The sequence below is a fragment of the Paenibacillus polymyxa genome (genome assembly GCF_015710975.1).
Taxonomy (GTDB): domain Bacteria; phylum Bacillota; class Bacilli; order Paenibacillales; family Paenibacillaceae; genus Paenibacillus; species Paenibacillus polymyxa.
In genome coordinates, this window is sequence record NZ_CP049783.1 from 1857501 (window position 1) to 1875450 (window position 17950).

The following is a 17950-nucleotide window of genomic DNA, read 5'->3' on the forward strand; positions in this document are numbered from 1 at the left end:
CTCCTCATTCTTGTTCGCCCGACAAACCGTTGCAACCGAATCATCATCGCGAATATTAATCAATCTTACCCCTTGCGTATTCCGACCCATCGTGGAGATTTCCCCCATGCTAGTCCGGATCAAGGTGCCACTAGCTGTAATAATCATCAAATCCTCTTCGGCTTTTACTACCTTGAGGCCGACCACTGGACCATTTTTATCGGTAACGTTAATCGTCTTGATCCCCTTGCCTCCACGGCTCTGGATACGATAATCCACAGCAGGGGTACGTTTGCCATAACCCTTGGCCGTTACGATCAGAATATCCAGGTCGGTATTGACGATATCCATGCCGATTACAGCATCGCTTTCGTCAAGACTAATCCCTTTAACTCCTGTAGCGCTACGCCCCATAGATCGTACGTCACTTTCAGGGAAGCGGATAGACATACCTTGTGCTGTACCGATAATCATTTCCTGCTGTCCATCAGTCAGCTTCACTTCGATCAGGGCGTCATCTTCACGCAAATTAATGGCAATCAGACCGCCTTTGCGGATATTCGCATAGTCATCAAGAGGTGTTTTCTTAATAATCCCATGCTGGGTCGCAAAGAATAGATAACTATCCTCCACAAATTCCTCAATTGGAATTACTGCATTGATCGACTCACCCTGCTCAATCTGAATCAGGTTAATAATCGGTGTCCCCCGAGCTGTCCGGCTTAAATCCGGAATCTCATAGGCCTTAATCCGGTATACCTTGCCCTTGTCCGTAAAGAATAACAAATGATGATGTGAATTCGTAATGAACAGATGCTCTACGAAGTCCTCATCTTTGGTATCCATACCTACTACACCACGACCACCGCGTTTTTGACTACGATACGTAGTAACAGGGAGGCGTTTGATATATCCAGTATGGGTTACAGTAATAATAACGTCTTCACGCGGAATGAGATCCTCATCCAGAATACTTTCTTCACCCACTGTAATTTCAGTGCGACGTTCATCGGCGAAGCGTCCTTTCAACTCATTCAGCTCTTCGCTAATGATGTTGAGTACCAGATGCTCATTCGCCAAAATTTCGCGGTATTCCATTATCTTTTGAATTAGCTCGTTATATTCGTTCTCGATCTTCTCACGTTCCAAACCAGTTAAGCGTTGCAGACGCATATCGAGAATAGCCTGAGCCTGCTCAAGAGTCAGTGAGAAACGCTCAATCAGTCCTTCACGGGCTGCTTCTGCAGTTTGGGAAGAACGAATCAAGGAAATAACTTCGTCCAGATGGTCAAGAGCAATACGCAAGCCTTCCAGAATGTGTGCTCTAGCTTCGGCTTTTTTCAGATCAAATTCTGTCCGACGACGAATAACCTCAACCTGATGCTTGAGATAATAATACAAGACATCTTTCAGGTTCAAAATCTTCGGCTCATTGTTTACAATCGCAAGCATATTGATACCGAAATTGGACTGCATGGCCGTATGTTTAAACAAATTATTCAGAACGACGTTCGGGTTCACATCTCTACGCAACTCGATCACAATACGCATACCCGTACGGTCGGATTCATCGCGAAGATCCGTAATGCCCTCAATACGCTTGTCACGTACTAGTTCAGCAATTTTCTCGACCAGACGAGCCTTATTCACTTGGTAAGGCAGCTCATGCACGATAATCCGTGCTTTATTGCCAATCTCCTCTATGGTGGTCTTTGCACGCATAGTCACAGACCCGCGGCCAGTCTGGTACGCCTGACGAATGCCTGAGCGACCTAAGATATAACCTGCTGTCGGGAAATCGGGCCCTTGAATGTAATCCATAAGTTCCATCGGCGTAATGTCAGGGTTTTCGATCAGTGCTTGTACACCATCGATAACCTCTCCCAAGTTATGCGGAGGAATGTTGGTTGCCATACCAACTGCAATCCCGCCGACACCGTTAACCAGCAAGTTAGGATAACGTGCAGGCAATACGACAGGCTCGTTCTCTTCACCATCGTAGTTAGGCATAAAATCAACGGTCTCTTTGTTCAAATCACGGAGCATTTCCATGGCAATCTTGGACAGCCGTGCTTCAGTGTAACGCATTGCTGCTGCCATATCTCCATCCACGGAGCCAAAGTTACCGTGTCCATCCACCAACATATAACGCAAGGAAAAATCCTGCGCCATCCGCACCATCGTATCATATACAGCCGTATCACCATGAGGGTGATACTTACCGATAACTTCACCGACGATTCTTGCCGATTTTTTATAAGGCTTATCTGGCGACATGCCTAGCTCGGACATCGCGTACAGAATACGACGGTGTACCGGCTTCAGTCCGTCCCGCACATCAGGCAAGGCACGGCTAACAATAATACTCATGGCATAATCCATAAAGGATTCGCGCATTTCCACTCCGATATCCCTATTGATGATTTGCGAGTTATTTTGATCCGCCATGCTGGTCCTCCTTCTCATCCTTCAATACAGCGCTCTCTATGTGAAAAGCCTAACAAGACACTGCCTATATACTCCGCTCCTTGCGCAGGATTTTGGCTGAAATCCTCATCTGTATAATTATATTACTTTCACAAAAAGAGCACAATTAAACGCATTTGTCCTCTTTACAGCGTAAAACCCTCGTCATTCCCCTTCTGCCTGTAGCAGATTGCTATTTTCTTGTACAACTTACAAGCCCTGATTATAACAAATTCCCCTGAACTGGGGATTAGCCCCCACCCTAAGGGCCTTTTCCACATACAATACGTATACGGTCAGGGTTCTACTTAGCAAAATTCCGAAAAACGCCGTATTTCTCTATTATATCATTGTTTTACGCGCTTGTCCTTTAGTTTCCCTTGTTTTGTTAAAGGGTGTGAATTCCAGGTACATGACTCATAATTCGAAAAGAAAGGGATGAGAATACTTGTCTATTCAGCGAGTATCCAGTAAGTGGGCCAAAACAAATGCCATTCTTCCCCATCCGACATTGGCCGCTTATATACCGGAAACACGTTTGTACACGTTTGAGCATCTGAATGAAATGTTGGCGGTGTATGGAACTGTCTATATTAAGCCGGATAATGGTACCTACGGCAAAGGGGTTATGCGTGCAGAAAGGCAGACAGAGCAGCTTCCGCCGACAGAAGAAGGAATCATCGAGGAGAGAACTTGGTATGTACTTCGCTATGAAGTAGATATCCTCACCTTTGAAAGCCTGGATGAGCTGCATAGGGTGGTTTCTTCACGTATAAAGAAACGTCCATATCTGATACAGCGCGGAATTCCTCTTCTTCAGCATGAAGCCCGTCCCTTCGATCTGAGGGTATTGACCCAGATGAACTTGAGACATCACTGGGAAACAACGCTTATTGTAGGACGTGTAGCTGCTCCTGACAAAGTCGTCACCAATCATCACAGCGGTGGGACAACGCGTTTTTTCAATGAACTGGTGGCTCCATATATGGATGTAAAGGAAGCCGTACGACTGGAGCAAAAATTATCGAAAATGGGCGAGCGAGTAGCCTGGCAGCTACAAAAAAGATACCCTCGTTTAAGGGAAATCGGGTTAGATGTGGGATTGGACCAGCAAAACTATCCATGGATTTTAGAGGTCAATACAAGACCAGCCATCAAAGTGTTCGCTTCCCTCCCAAATAAAAGCCTCTATCATAAAATATTCAGATATGCAGTAGGCTACGGCCGGTATACGGCATCCACAGGTAAACCTGTACGCTCTAAGAAAAAGGCCTAAAACATTGAAATTAAATATTCAAATCCATCCGGGCTGGTTAATGACAAGAAAAGGGACGCCCATTTGGGCGCCCCTTGTACACTCTTGCTTATACAACCCTAATGAACAGATAACATAGCCATCAGGATGGAATAACACACATTAGAAATCTAGGTTTTTCACGTACTTCGCATGTTCTTGGATAAAGTCACGGCGAGGCTCTACATTGTCACCCATTAAGGTATTGAACAGCGTATCAGCCAGCATCGCGTCACTGACAGTTACCTGCAGCATTGTACGGCTCTCTGGGTCCATCGTGGTTTCCCAAAGTTGGGTCGCATTCATCTCACCCAAACCTTTATAGCGCTGTACATTGTACTTCGCATTTTCTCCAAATTCCTTAATGATCTCGTCACGTTCCGCTTCAGAGTTCGCATAACGCACAACTTTGTTACGCTCAACTTTGAATAGTGGTGGCTGAGCAATGTATATATAGCCTGCATCAATGATTTTGCGCATGTAGCGATAGAAGAATGTCAGCAACAATGTGCGAATATGAGCACCATCGACATCGGCATCTGTCATGATAATAACCTTGTGGTAACGGGCTTTGCTGATGTCAAAATCATCTCCAATCCCTGTACCCATTGCTGTTACCATTGACCGTATTTCATCACTGGACAAAATACGGTCCAAGCGTGCCTTTTCCACATTCAGGATCTTACCGCGAATTGGCAAAATCGCTTGAAAGTGACGATCACGCCCTTGCTTGGCCGATCCCCCTGCTGAGTCACCTTCGACGATGTACAGTTCACTGATCGAAGCATCCTTAGAGGAGCAATCCGCCAGCTTACCTGGGAGCGAACTGATTTCCAGCGCACTTTTGCGACGTGTAAGTTCACGCGCTTTGCGTGCTGCTTCCCGGGCACGAGCTGCTTGTAACGATTTATCAACTACACGGCGGGAGACGGACGGGTTCTCCTCCAGAAATTCCTGAAGTTTCTCTGCGAACAGGGACTCGACAATTCCTCGAACTTCACTGTTGCCAAGCTTTGTTTTAGTCTGACCCTCAAACTGTGGTTCAGGAATTTTGACGGAGATAATCGCTGTCAAACCTTCGCGTACATCGTCACCGGTCAAATTGGCATTGTTGTCCTTAATCAAGCCATTTTTGCGTGCATAATCGTTAATAATCCGGGTTAATGCACTCTTGAAACCTGATTCATGAGTTCCGCCCTCATGAGTATTGATATTGTTGGCGAAAGAATAAATATTCTCGGTATAGCTGTCGTTATATTGCAATGCAACTTCGACTTGAATCATGTCACGAGAGCCTTCGACATAAATCGGCTGTTCATGCAGGGCTTCTCTTTTTTGATTCAGAAACTGCACATACTCACTGATTCCACCCTCATAGTGGAATGTATCGCTGGCGCCTGTCCGTTCATCGGTCAAGCTAATTGCAATGCCTTTGTTCAAGAAAGCCAGCTCACGAATCCGCGTCTGCAGCGTATCATAGTCATATACGGTCGTTTCGGTAAAGATTTGTTCGTCTGGATAGAAGGTCGTTTGGGTACCTGTCTCTTCAGTGTCACCGATGACTCTGACATCATACTGTGGAGCACCACGATGGTATTCCTGCTCATATACATGTCCATCCCGTTTAACATGAACAATCATTTTGCTGGAGAGCGCGTTCACCACGGATACACCAACCCCGTGCAGACCACCAGACACCTTGTACCCTCCGCCTCCGAATTTACCACCTGCGTGAAGTACGGTCATTACGACTTCCAGCGCTGATTTTTTCATTTTGGCGTGTTCACTTACCGGTATACCGCGGCCGTTATCTGTAACGGTAATGCTATTATCTTTGTGAACGACAACTTGAATGCTGTTACAATAACCCGCCAGCGCTTCGTCAATACTGTTGTCCACAACTTCCCAGACCAGATGATGGAGCCCCTTGGCGCTCGTGGAGCCAATATACATCCCGGGACGTTTCCGAACCGCTTCCAGGCCTTCGAGGACCTGAATCTCGCCCGCATCATAAGACGGTTGATTCATAGACATGCCTTTCACCTACTTCTATAGATTTCTATGGTTAAGCATTGGCAACAAACTGGTTTGCCCGCTTTTTGAGTGTTGTTGAGGAGATGGGGGAATAATACACCGTATTCTGAGTCACTACGATGGACTTGGCTTCCTCTTCGCCAATCATCTCGACATGCTTTTGCTGTTGGGCGTGGTTCACGTATTGTTTGGAGATTTTAGAGGATTTTTCAATCGAGATATCGAAAATAGCCACAAGCTCGGACGAGCGGATGATCTTTTCTCCACCCAGATGAATATACATAGCAGTCACTCACTCCTTAGTGTTCCACATGCCCGTCGTGGACGTGATAAATATGGGCACCCTTAAGTCGTTCTGCGTTCAACGTCTCAATCCCGGTTGCCGTGATAAAGGTCTGTACCTTGCTTTGGAAAGTCTCGATCAGCTGAGTCTGACGATAGGGGTCCAGCTCAGACAATACATCATCCAGTAGCAGGATAGGATACTCCCCAATTTCCTCATGAATTAATTCTATTTCGGCCAGCTTCAAAGACAGGGCCGTCGTCCGCTGCTGCCCCTGAGAGCCATACGTATGCACTTCTCTGCCGTTAATGGCAAAGGCCAAATCATCACGATGGGGTCCCGCCAAAGTCATGCCACGGCGGATTTCCTGTTCCCTCATTTGGGATAACTTTATCATAAATCGCTCCAATAAGACAGCTTCATCTTCTTCCTCTGGCTCACCGAAGGAGGGAACATAGGTTAATTTTAACTCTTCTGTCCCCCTGCAATCCCTTCATGAATGGCTTGGGCCCACTTTTGTAGCTTTGTTATAAATTGTTTCCGCTTTTTTACAATTTTAACACCATGCTCAACAAGTTGCTCATTCCATACCTCCAGCATCAGCTGCACGGACGCCATATCTTTACCCCAAGCTTGCTTGAGCAGATTATTTCGCTGAACCAGCACTTTCTGATATTGCTGCAAATGATACAAATATCCTGGCGCAACCTGTCCGATTTCCATGTCAAGAAACCGGCGGCGAACCCCCGGTGTTCCTTTGACAATTTCCAGATCCTCGGGCGCAAACATGACCACGTTTAACGAACCGATAAAATCGCTCAGCTTTCGCTGCTCTAGCCCGTTGATCTTTGCTTTTTTGCCTTGTTTGGATAACGAGAGATCCAATCTGATTTTCCCGTATTTTTTATCCACATCGGCAGCTAGATGGGTGGAAGTAGCCCCGAAAGAAATTAATTCCTTATCGCGGGACGTTCGGTGACTTTTAGTCAAAGCCAATACAAAAATCGCCTCAACCAGATTCGTTTTGCCTTGCGCATTTTGTCCGATCAGCAAATTAACGGGCCCGAATTCATTCAGCTCCAGCTGTTGATAGTTCCGGTACTGCTGCAAAACAATGTTGTTCACAAACACATAGGGTCCCCCTTGTTATTCCGCACCTAAAAGGAGTCCTTGCCGTTCAGGCGATCATGCTCCTGCCGTAACCTCGAAACGTCCAATGTCCTCTACTTCTACGGTATCGCCTGGGTACAATTTTCTCCCCCGACGTTCTTCTGGCTCACCATTAACGCGGACTTGTCCCTCCTGCAGCAGGGCTTTAGCCATGCCTCCTGTGGATACACAATCGGCTAATTTCAAAAATTGATCGAGCTTGATGTATTCGGTCTGTATAGATATTGTTTTCAAGGCCTGTTCATCCTTTCGCTTGTTCGGGTGGGTGACGCTAGTTGGTTGTGCGATATGGCAGGATGATGTACAGCGCATTGCTGGAATCTGCCGGTTTTAAAATAATGGGGCTCATAATGCCAGTAAAAGCAATCGTCAGCTGCTCGCTGTCAATCACCTTCAGCACGTCGAGCATATATTTGGAGTTGAACGAGATTTTGAGTGGCTCTCCCTCAAATTTAGACACATTTACTTCCTCACGCACTTTACCAAGTTCAGATGAGCTGGAGGAAATCTCTAGATCACCGTTTTCCAACGATTGCATTTTTACAATATTCGTTTTTTCCTCACGGGACAACAAATAAGCACGGTCAATAGACTCGCTCAAACTTTTTGTGTCCACAACCAGTTCTGTTTTGTAGGAAGTCGGAATAATTCTAGAAGTATCAGGATAGGTGCCATCCAAGATGCGGGAATAAAATAACACGCGATCCACCTTAAATAATACCTGATTGTCCGCTACGACGATATCCACAAGCATATTTTGATCCGGAATAATTCTGCTCAGCTCATTGAGCGTTTTACCTGCAATGACAACATTGCTAAAACGCAAGCCTTCAGAGGTCTCCAAATGAGCGCTGCGGGTGGCAAGGCGGTGGCGGTCCGTGGCGACAAATTTCAATTCACCCTCAGCCAGATTCCACAATACACCCGTCAAAATAGGTGTCGTTTCATGGGTAGAGATGGAGAATACCGTCTGTTTAATCATATTTTTAAGCAAATCACCTGGCACAGAGATGACTTGATTTTCTTCAATGTTGGGCAGCACCGGGAATTCCTCAGGGTCCAAACCAACGATTTGAATTTCAGTAGCACCGGATGAGATAAAGGTTTGGAATTGGTCTTTTACCTCCATGCGGATCTCCTGAGACGGCAACTTTTTAATAATTTCGACAAAGAATTTAGCGGGCAGCACTACACTGCCAGGTTGTTCGATCTGAACGACAGTTTGGTCACCATCCTCCATCGGAATAAAGGATTGAATAGAGATGTCTGTATCGCTGGCGGTCAGTGTGACTCCCTGGTGATTCACATCCAGCTTAATACCACTCAGAATTGGAATCGTGGTCCGACTTGATATTGCTTTGGATACATGTTGTATAGCCTCGTTCAAAACGTTTTTCAGAATGCTAATCTTCATAAGTTCCTCCTACGGGTTTTAATCCTGCAAGCACGCGTTGACGCGGGCCTTATATAGGTGATGTATATCTTTAAAATATATTAGTAATAGTAATAGGCGCACTGAATATGTGGATAACTATCTGTAACCCTAATAAAATCAAGCCTATCCACATGTGTATAAATTGTGTATAGGCTCTGAACTTGTTCAGGTTGGATTTTTGATTTTTTCTATTAGGTTGTTGATAACTTTAAATAGATCCTGATCCACTTGAATGGATTTGGAGATTTTTTCGTGCGCATGAATGACAGTCGTATGATCACGACCACCAAAAGCTTCGCCGATTTTCGGCAAAGAATAGTCGGTTAGCTCACGGGAAAGATACATGGCAATCTGCCGTGGAAAAGCTACAGCCTTCGTCCGCTTACGTGCTTTGAAATCTTCCAGTCGTAGATTATAAAATTCCCCGACTTGATGCTGTATATCCTGAATCGTGATCATTTTTGGACGGCTGGATGGGATAATATCCTTTAACGCCTCAGCCGCGAGATGGCTTGATACATCCTGATTGGTTAAGGAAGAATAAGCGACAACGCGAATGAGCGCCCCCTCCAGCTCACGGATGTTTGTATCAATTTGATTCGCGATATACATCATGGCCTCATTAGGAATATCCAGGTTTTCTGCCCGCGCCTTTTTCCGAAGAATAGCAATTCTCGTCTCCAAATCCGGCGGTTGAATATCCGTAATAAGTCCCCACTCGAAGCGAGAGCGCAGCCGTTCTTCCAGCGTTGGAATTTCTTTAGGCGGTCGATCGCTTGAGATTATAATCTGCTTGCGTTCCTCATGAAGCGCGTTGAACGTATGGAAAAATTCCTCTTGCGTCGATTCCTTGCCCGCAATGAATTGAATATCATCAATGAGCAAAATATCAATGTTGCGATATTTATTCCGGAAACTCTCTCCGCGGTTGTCCCTGATGGCATTAATGAACTCGTTCGTAAACTTCTCCGACGATAAATAAACGACCTTGCTGGTCGGATTATGCTCCAAAATATAGTGACCGATAGCATGCATCAGATGCGTTTTCCCCAGACCTACACCACCGTATAGAAACAGCGGATTGTAAGCTTTGGCCGGCGCCTCGGCGACGGCCAGCGATGCCGCGTGGGCAAAACGGTTCCCCGATCCAATGACAAATGTATCGAATGTATATTTGGGATTCAGCATATGGGATACAGCTTCTTCTTGAACGATCGGCTGCTGCTGAGGTTGTTGCTGAAGGTCGACCTCGGCGGGCTTGTTCTCTTCAATAACGAACTTGACCTCTAAATGTTTGCCCAAAATCTCATAAACCGTTGCTCCGACTAACTTGGTATAGCGGCTTTCAAGCCATTCCACGGCAAAAGTTGTCGGTGCAGAAATCACAATGGAGTGGTCATTTAGTTTCGCTGCCTTGGTAGCCTTAAACCAAGTGTCGTAACTCGGCTTACTCAGCTTGGTTTGTATGATGGATAGAATTTGCTGCCATAGTTCAGAGGTATGGCTGTCCACAGACGTCACTCCTTTTAAATCCTGACATTTTGCCGAATTAAGCTGCAGAGAGCTGCTCTCGGCGCTTCGGCAAAACGCCTAAAATCACAAAAATATTGTTGAAGGCCATAAAAAGACATACCGCCGCCTAAATCATGCGGCAGTGTAGTGAGAGAACGCAGCACAAAATGCCCTGAAAAATAGTAATGGAAAATTCCACTGCTGATCAGCAGAAGAAAGGCGATATTTCTCAGGAGGGAATGTGCGGCACGATCCGTTCTCTTGATCCCGCAGGCCAAAACGGGACTGCAATATGTCGAAATCAAATGAAAAATGTAGAATATATCCCCAGAATCCCGAATCCGCACAAAAATAAAAAGATGGATAAATTGAACTTGTTCACAACTTTATCCACAGGGTGTTGATAATATGGAGGGTAAAACAACATATTCACATTCAAAAGTAATATCATCATAGCAAAAGAAGCCTTGTATTTCAATGACTCGTGGTTATTTATCCACAAATTCAATCTGTTGTGTACAATTTTTATTCACAACACAAGATATTGTTTATAATTTGTTCAGTTTTCGACAATAACTCTTTTTTGCTCTAAAATGTTATGCACAGGTTATGACCATTTAAATCACAATTCCATTCTTTTTGTGGATCTGTGTATAACATCCGTTGCCTTTTGGTTACACCGGGTTGTTTTTGTGTTGAAAATTTCCGGTAACGTTTCCGACAATATTTTTGACGTAACTAATAGTGGGGATTTGAAACGGCGTGGATTGAAGTCGTAAATGAATAGATGAAAAAAAGGGCAGTTTTTAGATAGAAACGTAAGCTACAGTAAAATGCTGATGAATGTTGATCATGGAGAAGAAACGAAAAAATCAGGTATACAGGGATAGAAAAGAGTAGAGTGGGTGATGCAAAAAGAGGGAGAGGGCTTGTGATTGTGAAAAAGAGGGAGAGAATTCAGAAGTACATTGACTTTGACCGCTATTTGTGGTTAAATGTACAAAGGTGTTTTTTGTGGAGATTGCTATGTTAGGTATATTCCATATAAAACGTATTCCTTGTAAGGAGGTGCAGCACAATGAGACCGACTTTCAGACCGAATGTCAGCAAACGTAAAAAAGTTCACGGCTTCCGTAAAAGAATGAGCACGAAGAATGGCCGTAAAGTTTTGGCAGCTCGTCGCCAAAAAGGTAGAAAAGTATTGAGTGCGTAATGCGTGCATAAAGACCACTACGGTGGTCTTTTTTTTCATAATTGAAGTATTTATGGATCGGATGCTTCTTCTATTGTAGAAAAGTAGTGTAAAAAGAGGGAGAAGTCCTACATCCTGCTCTATATTAGATGAAGTTTTTGAAAACGGATATAAAATAAGCGAGATTACCATGTTGGAATATTGTCCATACTTCTTACTATATAAGAGGTAAGGATTGCTTACCGATATGTGTAAAAGAAATGAGCAAGGAGAAGCGCCGTGCAAAAAAAATTGCGTCTACGAAACCGGGCGGACTTTGGGCGCGTATACCGCCATGGCAAATCTTTTGCCAACCATCAGTTTGTGGTGTACTGGTTCCGCCGCAGAGAGGTAGAGCAGTTCCGCGTCGGAATTTCGGCTAGCAAGAAGATCGGCAATGCAGTTGTACGCAACCGGATGCGCAGGATCGTTAAGGAAATCGTGCGCCATCATGAGCAGGAATTGGTGGAGCAGATTGACCTGATTTTTATCGTTCGTAAGGGTGCGGTTACTAAGTCGTATCAAGAGCTGGAGAAAAGCGTGCTGCACGTTTTGCGCAAAGCCTCGCTGCTCAAGTCTACGCGCCGATAGTCAGTATCTTTGTCCTACAGGATATGGTATGATTTACGTTGGAATGGATTGGTTAAGAAAGGGGTTATGAAGTGTCGCGTTTGAAGACTCAACGAGGAAAATGGTTCCTCCTGATTGCCTTATTGGCACTTGTTGCTGTGCTGTCCGGATGTACCCAGGCGGCTCACAATTCTTACACGACGGCAGACTTGGCCAATGGATCTTGGTGGCAAAGATATGTCGTTTACTGGTTTTCGTATGCGCTGGATACATTTGCCCAATGGTTCTCTGGAGAATATGGCCTGGCCGTACTGATTCTGGTGATCATCGTGCGTACTATTATTTTGCCGCTTACACTCAAGCAAGTACGCAGTTCCAGAGCAATGCAGGCTATTCAGCCGCAATTAAAAGAAATTCAAGCGAAATACAAGGATACACCTGAGCGAGTCCAGCAAGAAACGATGAAATTGTTTCAAGAAAACAAGGTTAACCCAATGGCGGGCTGTCTGCCTTTGTTAGTACAGATGCCCATTTTCATCGCGCTTTATAATGCCATTTATTATAACTCGGCATTGCGGGATCATGACTTTTTGTGGCTCCAGTTAGGTAAACCGGATCACTTCTTTATCCTGCCGATTCTAGCAGCGATTACGACTTTTGTCCAAACTTGGATGATGATGAAAATGAATCCGACACCGCAGCAAGGACCCATGCAATTTTTGCTGTATGTCTATCCGGTGCTGATTCTATTCATGTCGTATAACTTCCCGTCTGCTTTGCCGTTGTACTGGTTTTTCAGTAATATTTACACGATTGTTCAAAACTATTTCCTTTATCGGAATAATGATAAGGACGCAGCATTGGCTAATGTAAAAACAGCGAGTCTCGCGAAAACAGGTTCCTCTAATAATAGTAAGAAAAAAGGCGGCAAAAACACGAAGGGGGCTAAAAAGTCGAGATGACCAAAGTCGTGACATCAGGAAAAACCGTTGAAGATGCTGTAAGACAAGGACTCTCCCAGCTGGGAGTAAGCCGTGAACGGGTAACCGTAAACGTGTTGGAACAGCCGTCAAAAGGATTCCTGGGGTGGCTAGGGGTCAAAAAGGCGAAGGTGGAGCTTACGCTGCTTTCTGAGCCGTCTCCTGAAACCACACACACGGCTGAACCTCATGTATCGGCTCAAGCACCTTCTGAGGTGGGACAGGCTGTATCACAAGCTGGGTCTGTTGCGCAGGAAGCACAGATGAACATGGAAGCATCCAGGGGACATATAGATCCTTATGAAGAGGCGGTGCGTTTCATCCGTGAAACAGCTGCAGGAATGGGACTCGACGTCGAAGTCGATGTCCGTCATCGCAAGGATGAAAGTACACTGGATATCTCCGGTCCATCGCTCGGTATGCTGATTGGCCGCAGAGGACAGACATTAGATGCATTGCAGTACCTGACGAATATTGTTGCTAACCGTCATTCTGATAAATTTATCCGAATTGTGCTGGATGCCGAGCAATTTCGTGCACGTCGGCGGAAAACGCTGGAGGATTTGGCGGAACGATTAGCGAACCAGGCTGTTCGTTACGGCAAGGAAGTGGTACTGGAGCCAATGCCGTCCCAGGAGCGAAAGCTGATTCATGCCAAGCTCCAGCAGCATGCGCTGGTTAGAACATACAGCAAGGGGGACGAGCCTAATCGGCGCGTTGTCATTGCCAAGAAATAATCCGACGCAATGGCTCTCTGCAAGCTGCAGAAGCCATTGCTTTTTTTCTTATATTTCACACTGAAACGGGTGCCGTCCTTGATGAAGGGCGGCAATGCCGTTTTTACTTGATAGGAGGTAGAAACGATATGCTGAGCGATACCATAGCTGCCATTGCAACGGCTGTCGGCGAGGGCGGCATTGCAGTTGTGCGGGTCAGCGGTCCAGAAGCGGTCACGGAAGTGGAGGCTTTGTTCCGTAGTAAAACGCCCTTAAGTAAGGCTCCAACGCACACGGTACACTATGGACATATTATAGATCCTCAAAGCCAAGAGAAGGTGGAGGAAGTTTTAGTTACAGTGATGCGGGCACCACGCTCTTTTACAACAGAAGATGTGGTAGAGATCAGCACTCATGGCGGGGTGGTAGCCGTTAAACGGGTGATGGATTTGTTACTACTGCAAAATATACGTCTGGCTGAGCCAGGTGAATTTACGAAACGCGCTTTTTTGAATGGTCGTATTGACCTGAGTCAAGCGGAGGGCGTTATTGACTTAATTCGTTCCAAATCGGATAAAGCCTTTTCGATGGCTCTGAAGCAGGTGGATGGGCAGCTGTCCCAGAATATTCGTCGTTTGCGTCATGTTTTGGTCGAGACACTTGCTCATATTGAAGTAAACATTGATTACCCTGAGCATGATGTAGAATCCTTTACGTCTGAGTTAATCAAGGATAAAAGCAGCCAGGTTATAGCGGAAATTGATCGGCTGCTGCATACAGCGGAGCAGGGGAAAATTTTGCGTGAAGGGCTGACTACAGCGATTGTCGGAAGGCCGAATGTAGGCAAATCGTCGCTGCTTAACACGTTGGCTCAGGGCGAACGGGCGATTGTGACCGATATTCCGGGTACCACCCGTGACGTTATCGAGGAGTATGTGACGATTAATAATATTCCGCTCAAGCTGTTGGATACGGCTGGAATTCGCGAAACGATGGACGTCGTGGAACGGATTGGGGTAGAGCGTTCGAGAACGGCAGTTAGTGAAGCGGATCTGTTGCTCATCGTTATGAATGCCAACGAACCACTGCACGAGGATGAAATGGCATTAATGGAACAAATCCGCGGTAGACAAGCGATTGTTATTATGAATAAAATGGACTTACCGGCCCAAATAGACCGGGATTTGTTGCTGCGCTATGTTCCTGAAGAGCTTATTGTGCCGATGTCTGTGAAGGAAAATGAGGGAGCAGATCGGCTGGAGCAGGCTATATCGAATTTATTCTTTAGCGGCAAGCTAGAATCAGCGGATATGACGTATGTCAGCAATGTACGGCATATTGCTTTGCTGAAGAAAGCGCGCCAATCGCTGGTAGATGCCTATGAGGCCGCTGATCAATTTGTTCCAATTGACATGATCCAGATTGATGTAAGGCTGGCATGGGAGCATTTGGGTGAGATTGTAGGCGATACTGCGCATGATGCGTTAATAGATCAAATATTTTCACAATTCTGTCTGGGCAAGTAGAACATTCAAGCATGGCTGGTTTAAGCCTGCTATCGTTATAGATACACAAGAGCATATTCGGGGTGAAGGCTCGAATGTATAAGGAGGTAAGAGAGGTATGGGATATCAAGGAGGCGACTATGATGTGATCATCGTCGGTGCGGGCCATGCGGGCGTAGAATCGGCTTTGGCAGCGGCACGGATGGGCTGTCGTACATTGATGATCACAATTAACTTGGATATGGTCGCATTTATGCCCTGCAACCCGTCTATTGGTGGTCCCGCAAAGGGTCATGTAGTACGGGAAATTGATGCATTGGGTGGCGAAATGGGTCGGAATATCGACAAGACATTTATCCAAATGAGAATGTTAAATACTGGTAAGGGTCCTGCCGTGCATGCCTTGCGCGCACAAGCAGACAAGTTCTCTTATCAGCATGCGATGAAGGAAACGATGGAGAAAGAACCGAATCTGACCTTACGTCAAGGCATGGTTGAAGAGCTGATTATAGAAGACGGCCAATGCGTAGGTGTGATTACGAAGACGGGCACAGAGTATCGTAGTAAAGCAGTTGTCCTGACGACGGGCACCTATCTGCGCGGAAAAATCATTATGGGTGAGCTGATGTATGAGAGTGGTCCGAACAATCAGCAGCCTTCGCTGAGACTTTCTGAACATTTGAGAGAGCTTGGGTTTGATCTCGTTCGCTTTAAAACAGGGACGCCACCACGTGTGCATAAGGATACGATTGATTTTAGCAAAACAGAAATACAGCCAGGCGATGATCAGCCGAAGTTCTTCTCCTATGAAACGAAGTCCTCGGATAATGAGCAGTTGCCTTGCTGGCTGACGTATACTTCAGTGGAAACACATCAGATTATTAATGATAATTTGCATCGTGCACCGATGTTCTCTGGTCTGATCGAAGGAACGGGACCACGTTATTGCCCCTCTATTGAAGATAAAGTGGTGCGTTTCAGTGATAAGCCGAAGCACCAAATCTTTTTGGAGCCTGAGGGTAAAAACACATCTGAATACTATGTTCAAGGCTTGTCAACAAGCTTGCCAGAGGATGTGCAATTAGCAGTACTGCGTACCATTCCAGGGATGGAAAAGGTAGAAATGATGCGTAACGGTTACGCTATTGAATATGATGCGATGGTACCTACTCAGTTGTGGCCTACTTTGGAAACGAAAAAAGTACCTGGCTTGTTCACAGCAGGTCAGATTAACGGGACATCTGGTTATGAAGAAGCTGCGGGTCAAGGAATTATGGCTGGGATTAATGCAGCTCGCAAGGTGCAGGGCAAAGAACCCGTCGTACTGGATCGTTCTCAAGGCTACATTGGGGTTCTGATTGACGACCTGGTGACAAAGGGTACAAATGAGCCATATCGTTTGCTGACATCCCGTGCAGAATACCGTCTGTTGTTGCGGCATGATAACGCGGATCTTCGGTTGACTCCGATCGGGCATGATATTGGTCTGATTACAGACGAACGATACGAGCGCTTTTTGGATAAAAAACAAAAGGTAGAGCAAGAAGTTGAGCGTTTACGCTTAGCTAAAGTTCGCCCGGTTGATGTAAATGAGATGCTGGAGCAAGGCGGATCTGCACCGATACAGGACGGCAGTAATTTGTTAACAGTACTGCGTCGACCTGAGATCAGCTATGCACAAGTGGCACAAATTTCGCCTTCACCTGTAGCTCTTACTGAGGAAGAGCAAGAACAGGTAGAAATCCAAATTAAGTATGCGGGCTACATTGAAAAGCAATTAATGCATGTAGAACGCCTGCAAAAGATGGAGAAGAAGAAGCTTCCAGAGGATATCGCATACAATGAAGTTCAAGGCTTGGCCATTGAAGCCAAGCAGAAACTTGAGAAGATCCGTCCGATGTCCATTGGTCAGGCATCCCGTATCTCCGGTGTAACTCCTGCGGATATTTCCATTTTGCTGGTTTATCTGGAGCACTATAACCGTGTAACGGCAGCGAGGGGATCTTAATGGACGCGATACAACAGCAGTTTAAGCAGCGGCTGGCAGAGCATAGCATTGTGATTAATGACAGTCAGTTAGAGCAGTTTGAAACGTATTACCGTGTGCTGGTCGAATGGAATGAAAAAATGAACCTGACGGGCATTACTGAGCGAGATGCAGTGTACACCAAGCATTTTTACGATTCTGTTTCACTTGCCTTTTATGTTCCGTTAAATGATGTGGGGAGCCTGGCTGACATTGGGTCAGGCGCTGGTTTTCCAGGTATCCCCTTGAAAATATGCTTTCCACATATTCAATTGACCATTGTAGACTCCTTGAACAAACGCATACAATTCTTAGCGCATGTTGTAGAGCAGTTGAGACTGGAAAATGTTGAGCTGATTCACAGCAGGGCAGAGGAATTGGGGCGCAAATCAGGATATCGTGATAGCTATGATCTGGTCACTGCCCGAGCCGTTGCCCGTCTCGCGGTATTGAATGAGTTTTGTCTACCTTTTGTCCGTGAGGGGGGCCACTTTGCAGCGATGAAAGGTAGCGATCCAACGGAAGAAATTAAGGAAGCATCATACAGCTTGAAAGAGCTGAAGGGGAAAGTCAAGCATGTTCAAGCCTTCCAGCTACCTGTTGAGGATGCAGCCAGACATATGATTATTATTGAAAAAAGAGCAGCTACACCAAGGAAATACCCGCGTAAGCCAGGTACTCCTTTGAAGGCACCGCTAGTGTAAATGTGTGAAAAAGAGTGAATGTTTCACGTGAAACATTCACTCTTT

At 45.7% G+C, this 17950-nt stretch carries 15 protein-coding genes and 1 pseudogene (1 of these 16 running past the window's edge); 8 read left to right on the plus strand and 8 right to left on the minus strand.

The genetic code is table 11. The features are described from left to right. Positions 1-2427: the 5' portion of a DNA gyrase subunit A gene (gene gyrA / locus G7035_RS08335; RefSeq protein ID WP_016822436.1), read on the minus strand. It extends 138 nt beyond the left edge of the window; the window shows 2427 of its 2565 coding nt (coding positions 1-2427); the start codon lies at positions 2425-2427; its stop codon lies beyond the left edge, outside the window. Positions 2428-2893: 466 nt separating this feature from the next. Here gyrA and G7035_RS08340 point away from each other — a divergent pair, with 466 nt between their 5' ends. Next, positions 2894-3721 (plus strand): YheC/YheD family protein, encoded by an 828-nt coding sequence (locus G7035_RS08340; RefSeq protein WP_016822437.1) that lies wholly within the window; start codon positions 2894-2896, stop codon positions 3719-3721. A gap of 141 nt (positions 3722-3862) precedes the next feature. On the opposite strand, the gene gyrB is transcribed toward G7035_RS08340, so the two are convergent. From gyrB to G7035_RS08375, 7 genes and pseudogenes are all read right to left on the minus strand, one after another. Next, positions 3863-5773: a DNA topoisomerase (ATP-hydrolyzing) subunit B gene (gyrB, locus tag G7035_RS08345; protein ID WP_016822438.1), complete on the minus strand. Its 1911-nt coding sequence runs from the start codon at positions 5771-5773 to the stop codon at positions 3863-3865. A gap of 31 nt (positions 5774-5804) precedes the next feature. Continuing rightward, the gene (gene remB, locus G7035_RS08350) at positions 5805-6056 is read right to left on the minus strand and encodes an extracellular matrix regulator RemB (RefSeq protein ID WP_007433255.1); all 252 of its coding nucleotides are present in this window, start codon (positions 6054-6056) and stop codon (positions 5805-5807) included. A gap of 16 nt (positions 6057-6072) precedes the next feature. Continuing rightward, a pseudogene (recF, locus tag G7035_RS08355) lies at positions 6073-7187 on the minus strand (DNA replication/repair protein RecF). A 54-nt stretch (positions 7188-7241) separates the two neighbouring features. Further along, positions 7242-7460: a S4 domain-containing protein YaaA gene (gene yaaA, locus G7035_RS08360; protein ID WP_019689099.1), complete on the minus strand. Its 219-nt coding sequence runs from the start codon at positions 7458-7460 to the stop codon at positions 7242-7244. Positions 7461-7497: 37 nt separating this feature from the next. Continuing rightward, positions 7498-8640 (minus strand): DNA polymerase III subunit beta, encoded by a 1143-nt coding sequence (gene dnaN / locus G7035_RS08365; RefSeq protein ID WP_016822441.1) that lies wholly within the window; start codon positions 8638-8640, stop codon positions 7498-7500. Positions 8641-8826: 186 nt separating this feature from the next. Then, positions 8827-10173 carry a chromosomal replication initiator protein DnaA gene (gene dnaA, locus G7035_RS08370; protein ID WP_019689098.1) on the minus strand — a complete coding sequence of 449 codons (1347 nt, stop codon included), beginning with the start codon at positions 10171-10173 and terminating at the stop codon, positions 8827-8829. Positions 10174-10187: 14 nt separating this feature from the next. Continuing rightward, a complete protein-coding gene (locus G7035_RS08375) occupies positions 10188-10478 on the minus strand; it encodes a hypothetical protein (protein WP_155764928.1) in 291 nt (96 codons plus the stop codon). Between the two features lie 773 nt (positions 10479-11251). Here G7035_RS08375 and rpmH point away from each other — a divergent pair. From rpmH to rsmG, 7 genes are all read left to right on the plus strand, one after another. Beyond that, a complete protein-coding gene (gene rpmH / locus G7035_RS08380) occupies positions 11252-11386 on the plus strand; it encodes a 50S ribosomal protein L34 (protein WP_007433250.1) in 135 nt (44 codons plus the stop codon). 258 nt (positions 11387-11644) lie between these two features. Next, entirely contained in the window at positions 11645-11995 is a 351-nt protein-coding gene (gene rnpA, locus G7035_RS08385; protein WP_013373922.1) for a ribonuclease P protein component, read from the plus strand. A 71-nt stretch (positions 11996-12066) separates the two neighbouring features. Continuing rightward, entirely contained in the window at positions 12067-12936 is an 870-nt protein-coding gene (locus tag G7035_RS08390; RefSeq protein ID WP_016822442.1) for a YidC/Oxa1 family membrane protein insertase, read from the plus strand. Continuing rightward, complete coding sequence (jag, locus tag G7035_RS08395) at positions 12933-13691, plus strand: RNA-binding cell elongation regulator Jag/EloR (RefSeq protein ID WP_019689097.1); 759 nt, start codon at positions 12933-12935, stop codon at positions 13689-13691. Before G7035_RS08390 ends, jag begins: the two co-directional genes overlap by 4 nt. A 128-nt stretch (positions 13692-13819) precedes the next feature. Beyond that, on the plus strand, positions 13820-15196 hold the full coding sequence (gene mnmE / locus G7035_RS08400; protein ID WP_019689096.1) for a tRNA uridine-5-carboxymethylaminomethyl(34) synthesis GTPase MnmE: 1377 nt from the start codon (positions 13820-13822) through the stop codon (positions 15194-15196). A 97-nt stretch (positions 15197-15293) separates the two neighbouring features. Beyond that, positions 15294-17183, plus strand: coding sequence for a tRNA uridine-5-carboxymethylaminomethyl(34) synthesis enzyme MnmG (gene mnmG / locus G7035_RS08405; RefSeq protein WP_019689095.1), 1890 nt, complete (start codon positions 15294-15296; stop codon positions 17181-17183). After that, positions 17183-17905 (plus strand): 16S rRNA (guanine(527)-N(7))-methyltransferase RsmG, encoded by a 723-nt coding sequence (rsmG, locus tag G7035_RS08410; protein ID WP_019689094.1) that lies wholly within the window; start codon positions 17183-17185, stop codon positions 17903-17905. The genes mnmG and rsmG overlap by 1 nt, the downstream gene beginning before the upstream one ends. The last annotated feature ends 45 nt before the right edge of the window (positions 17906-17950 follow it).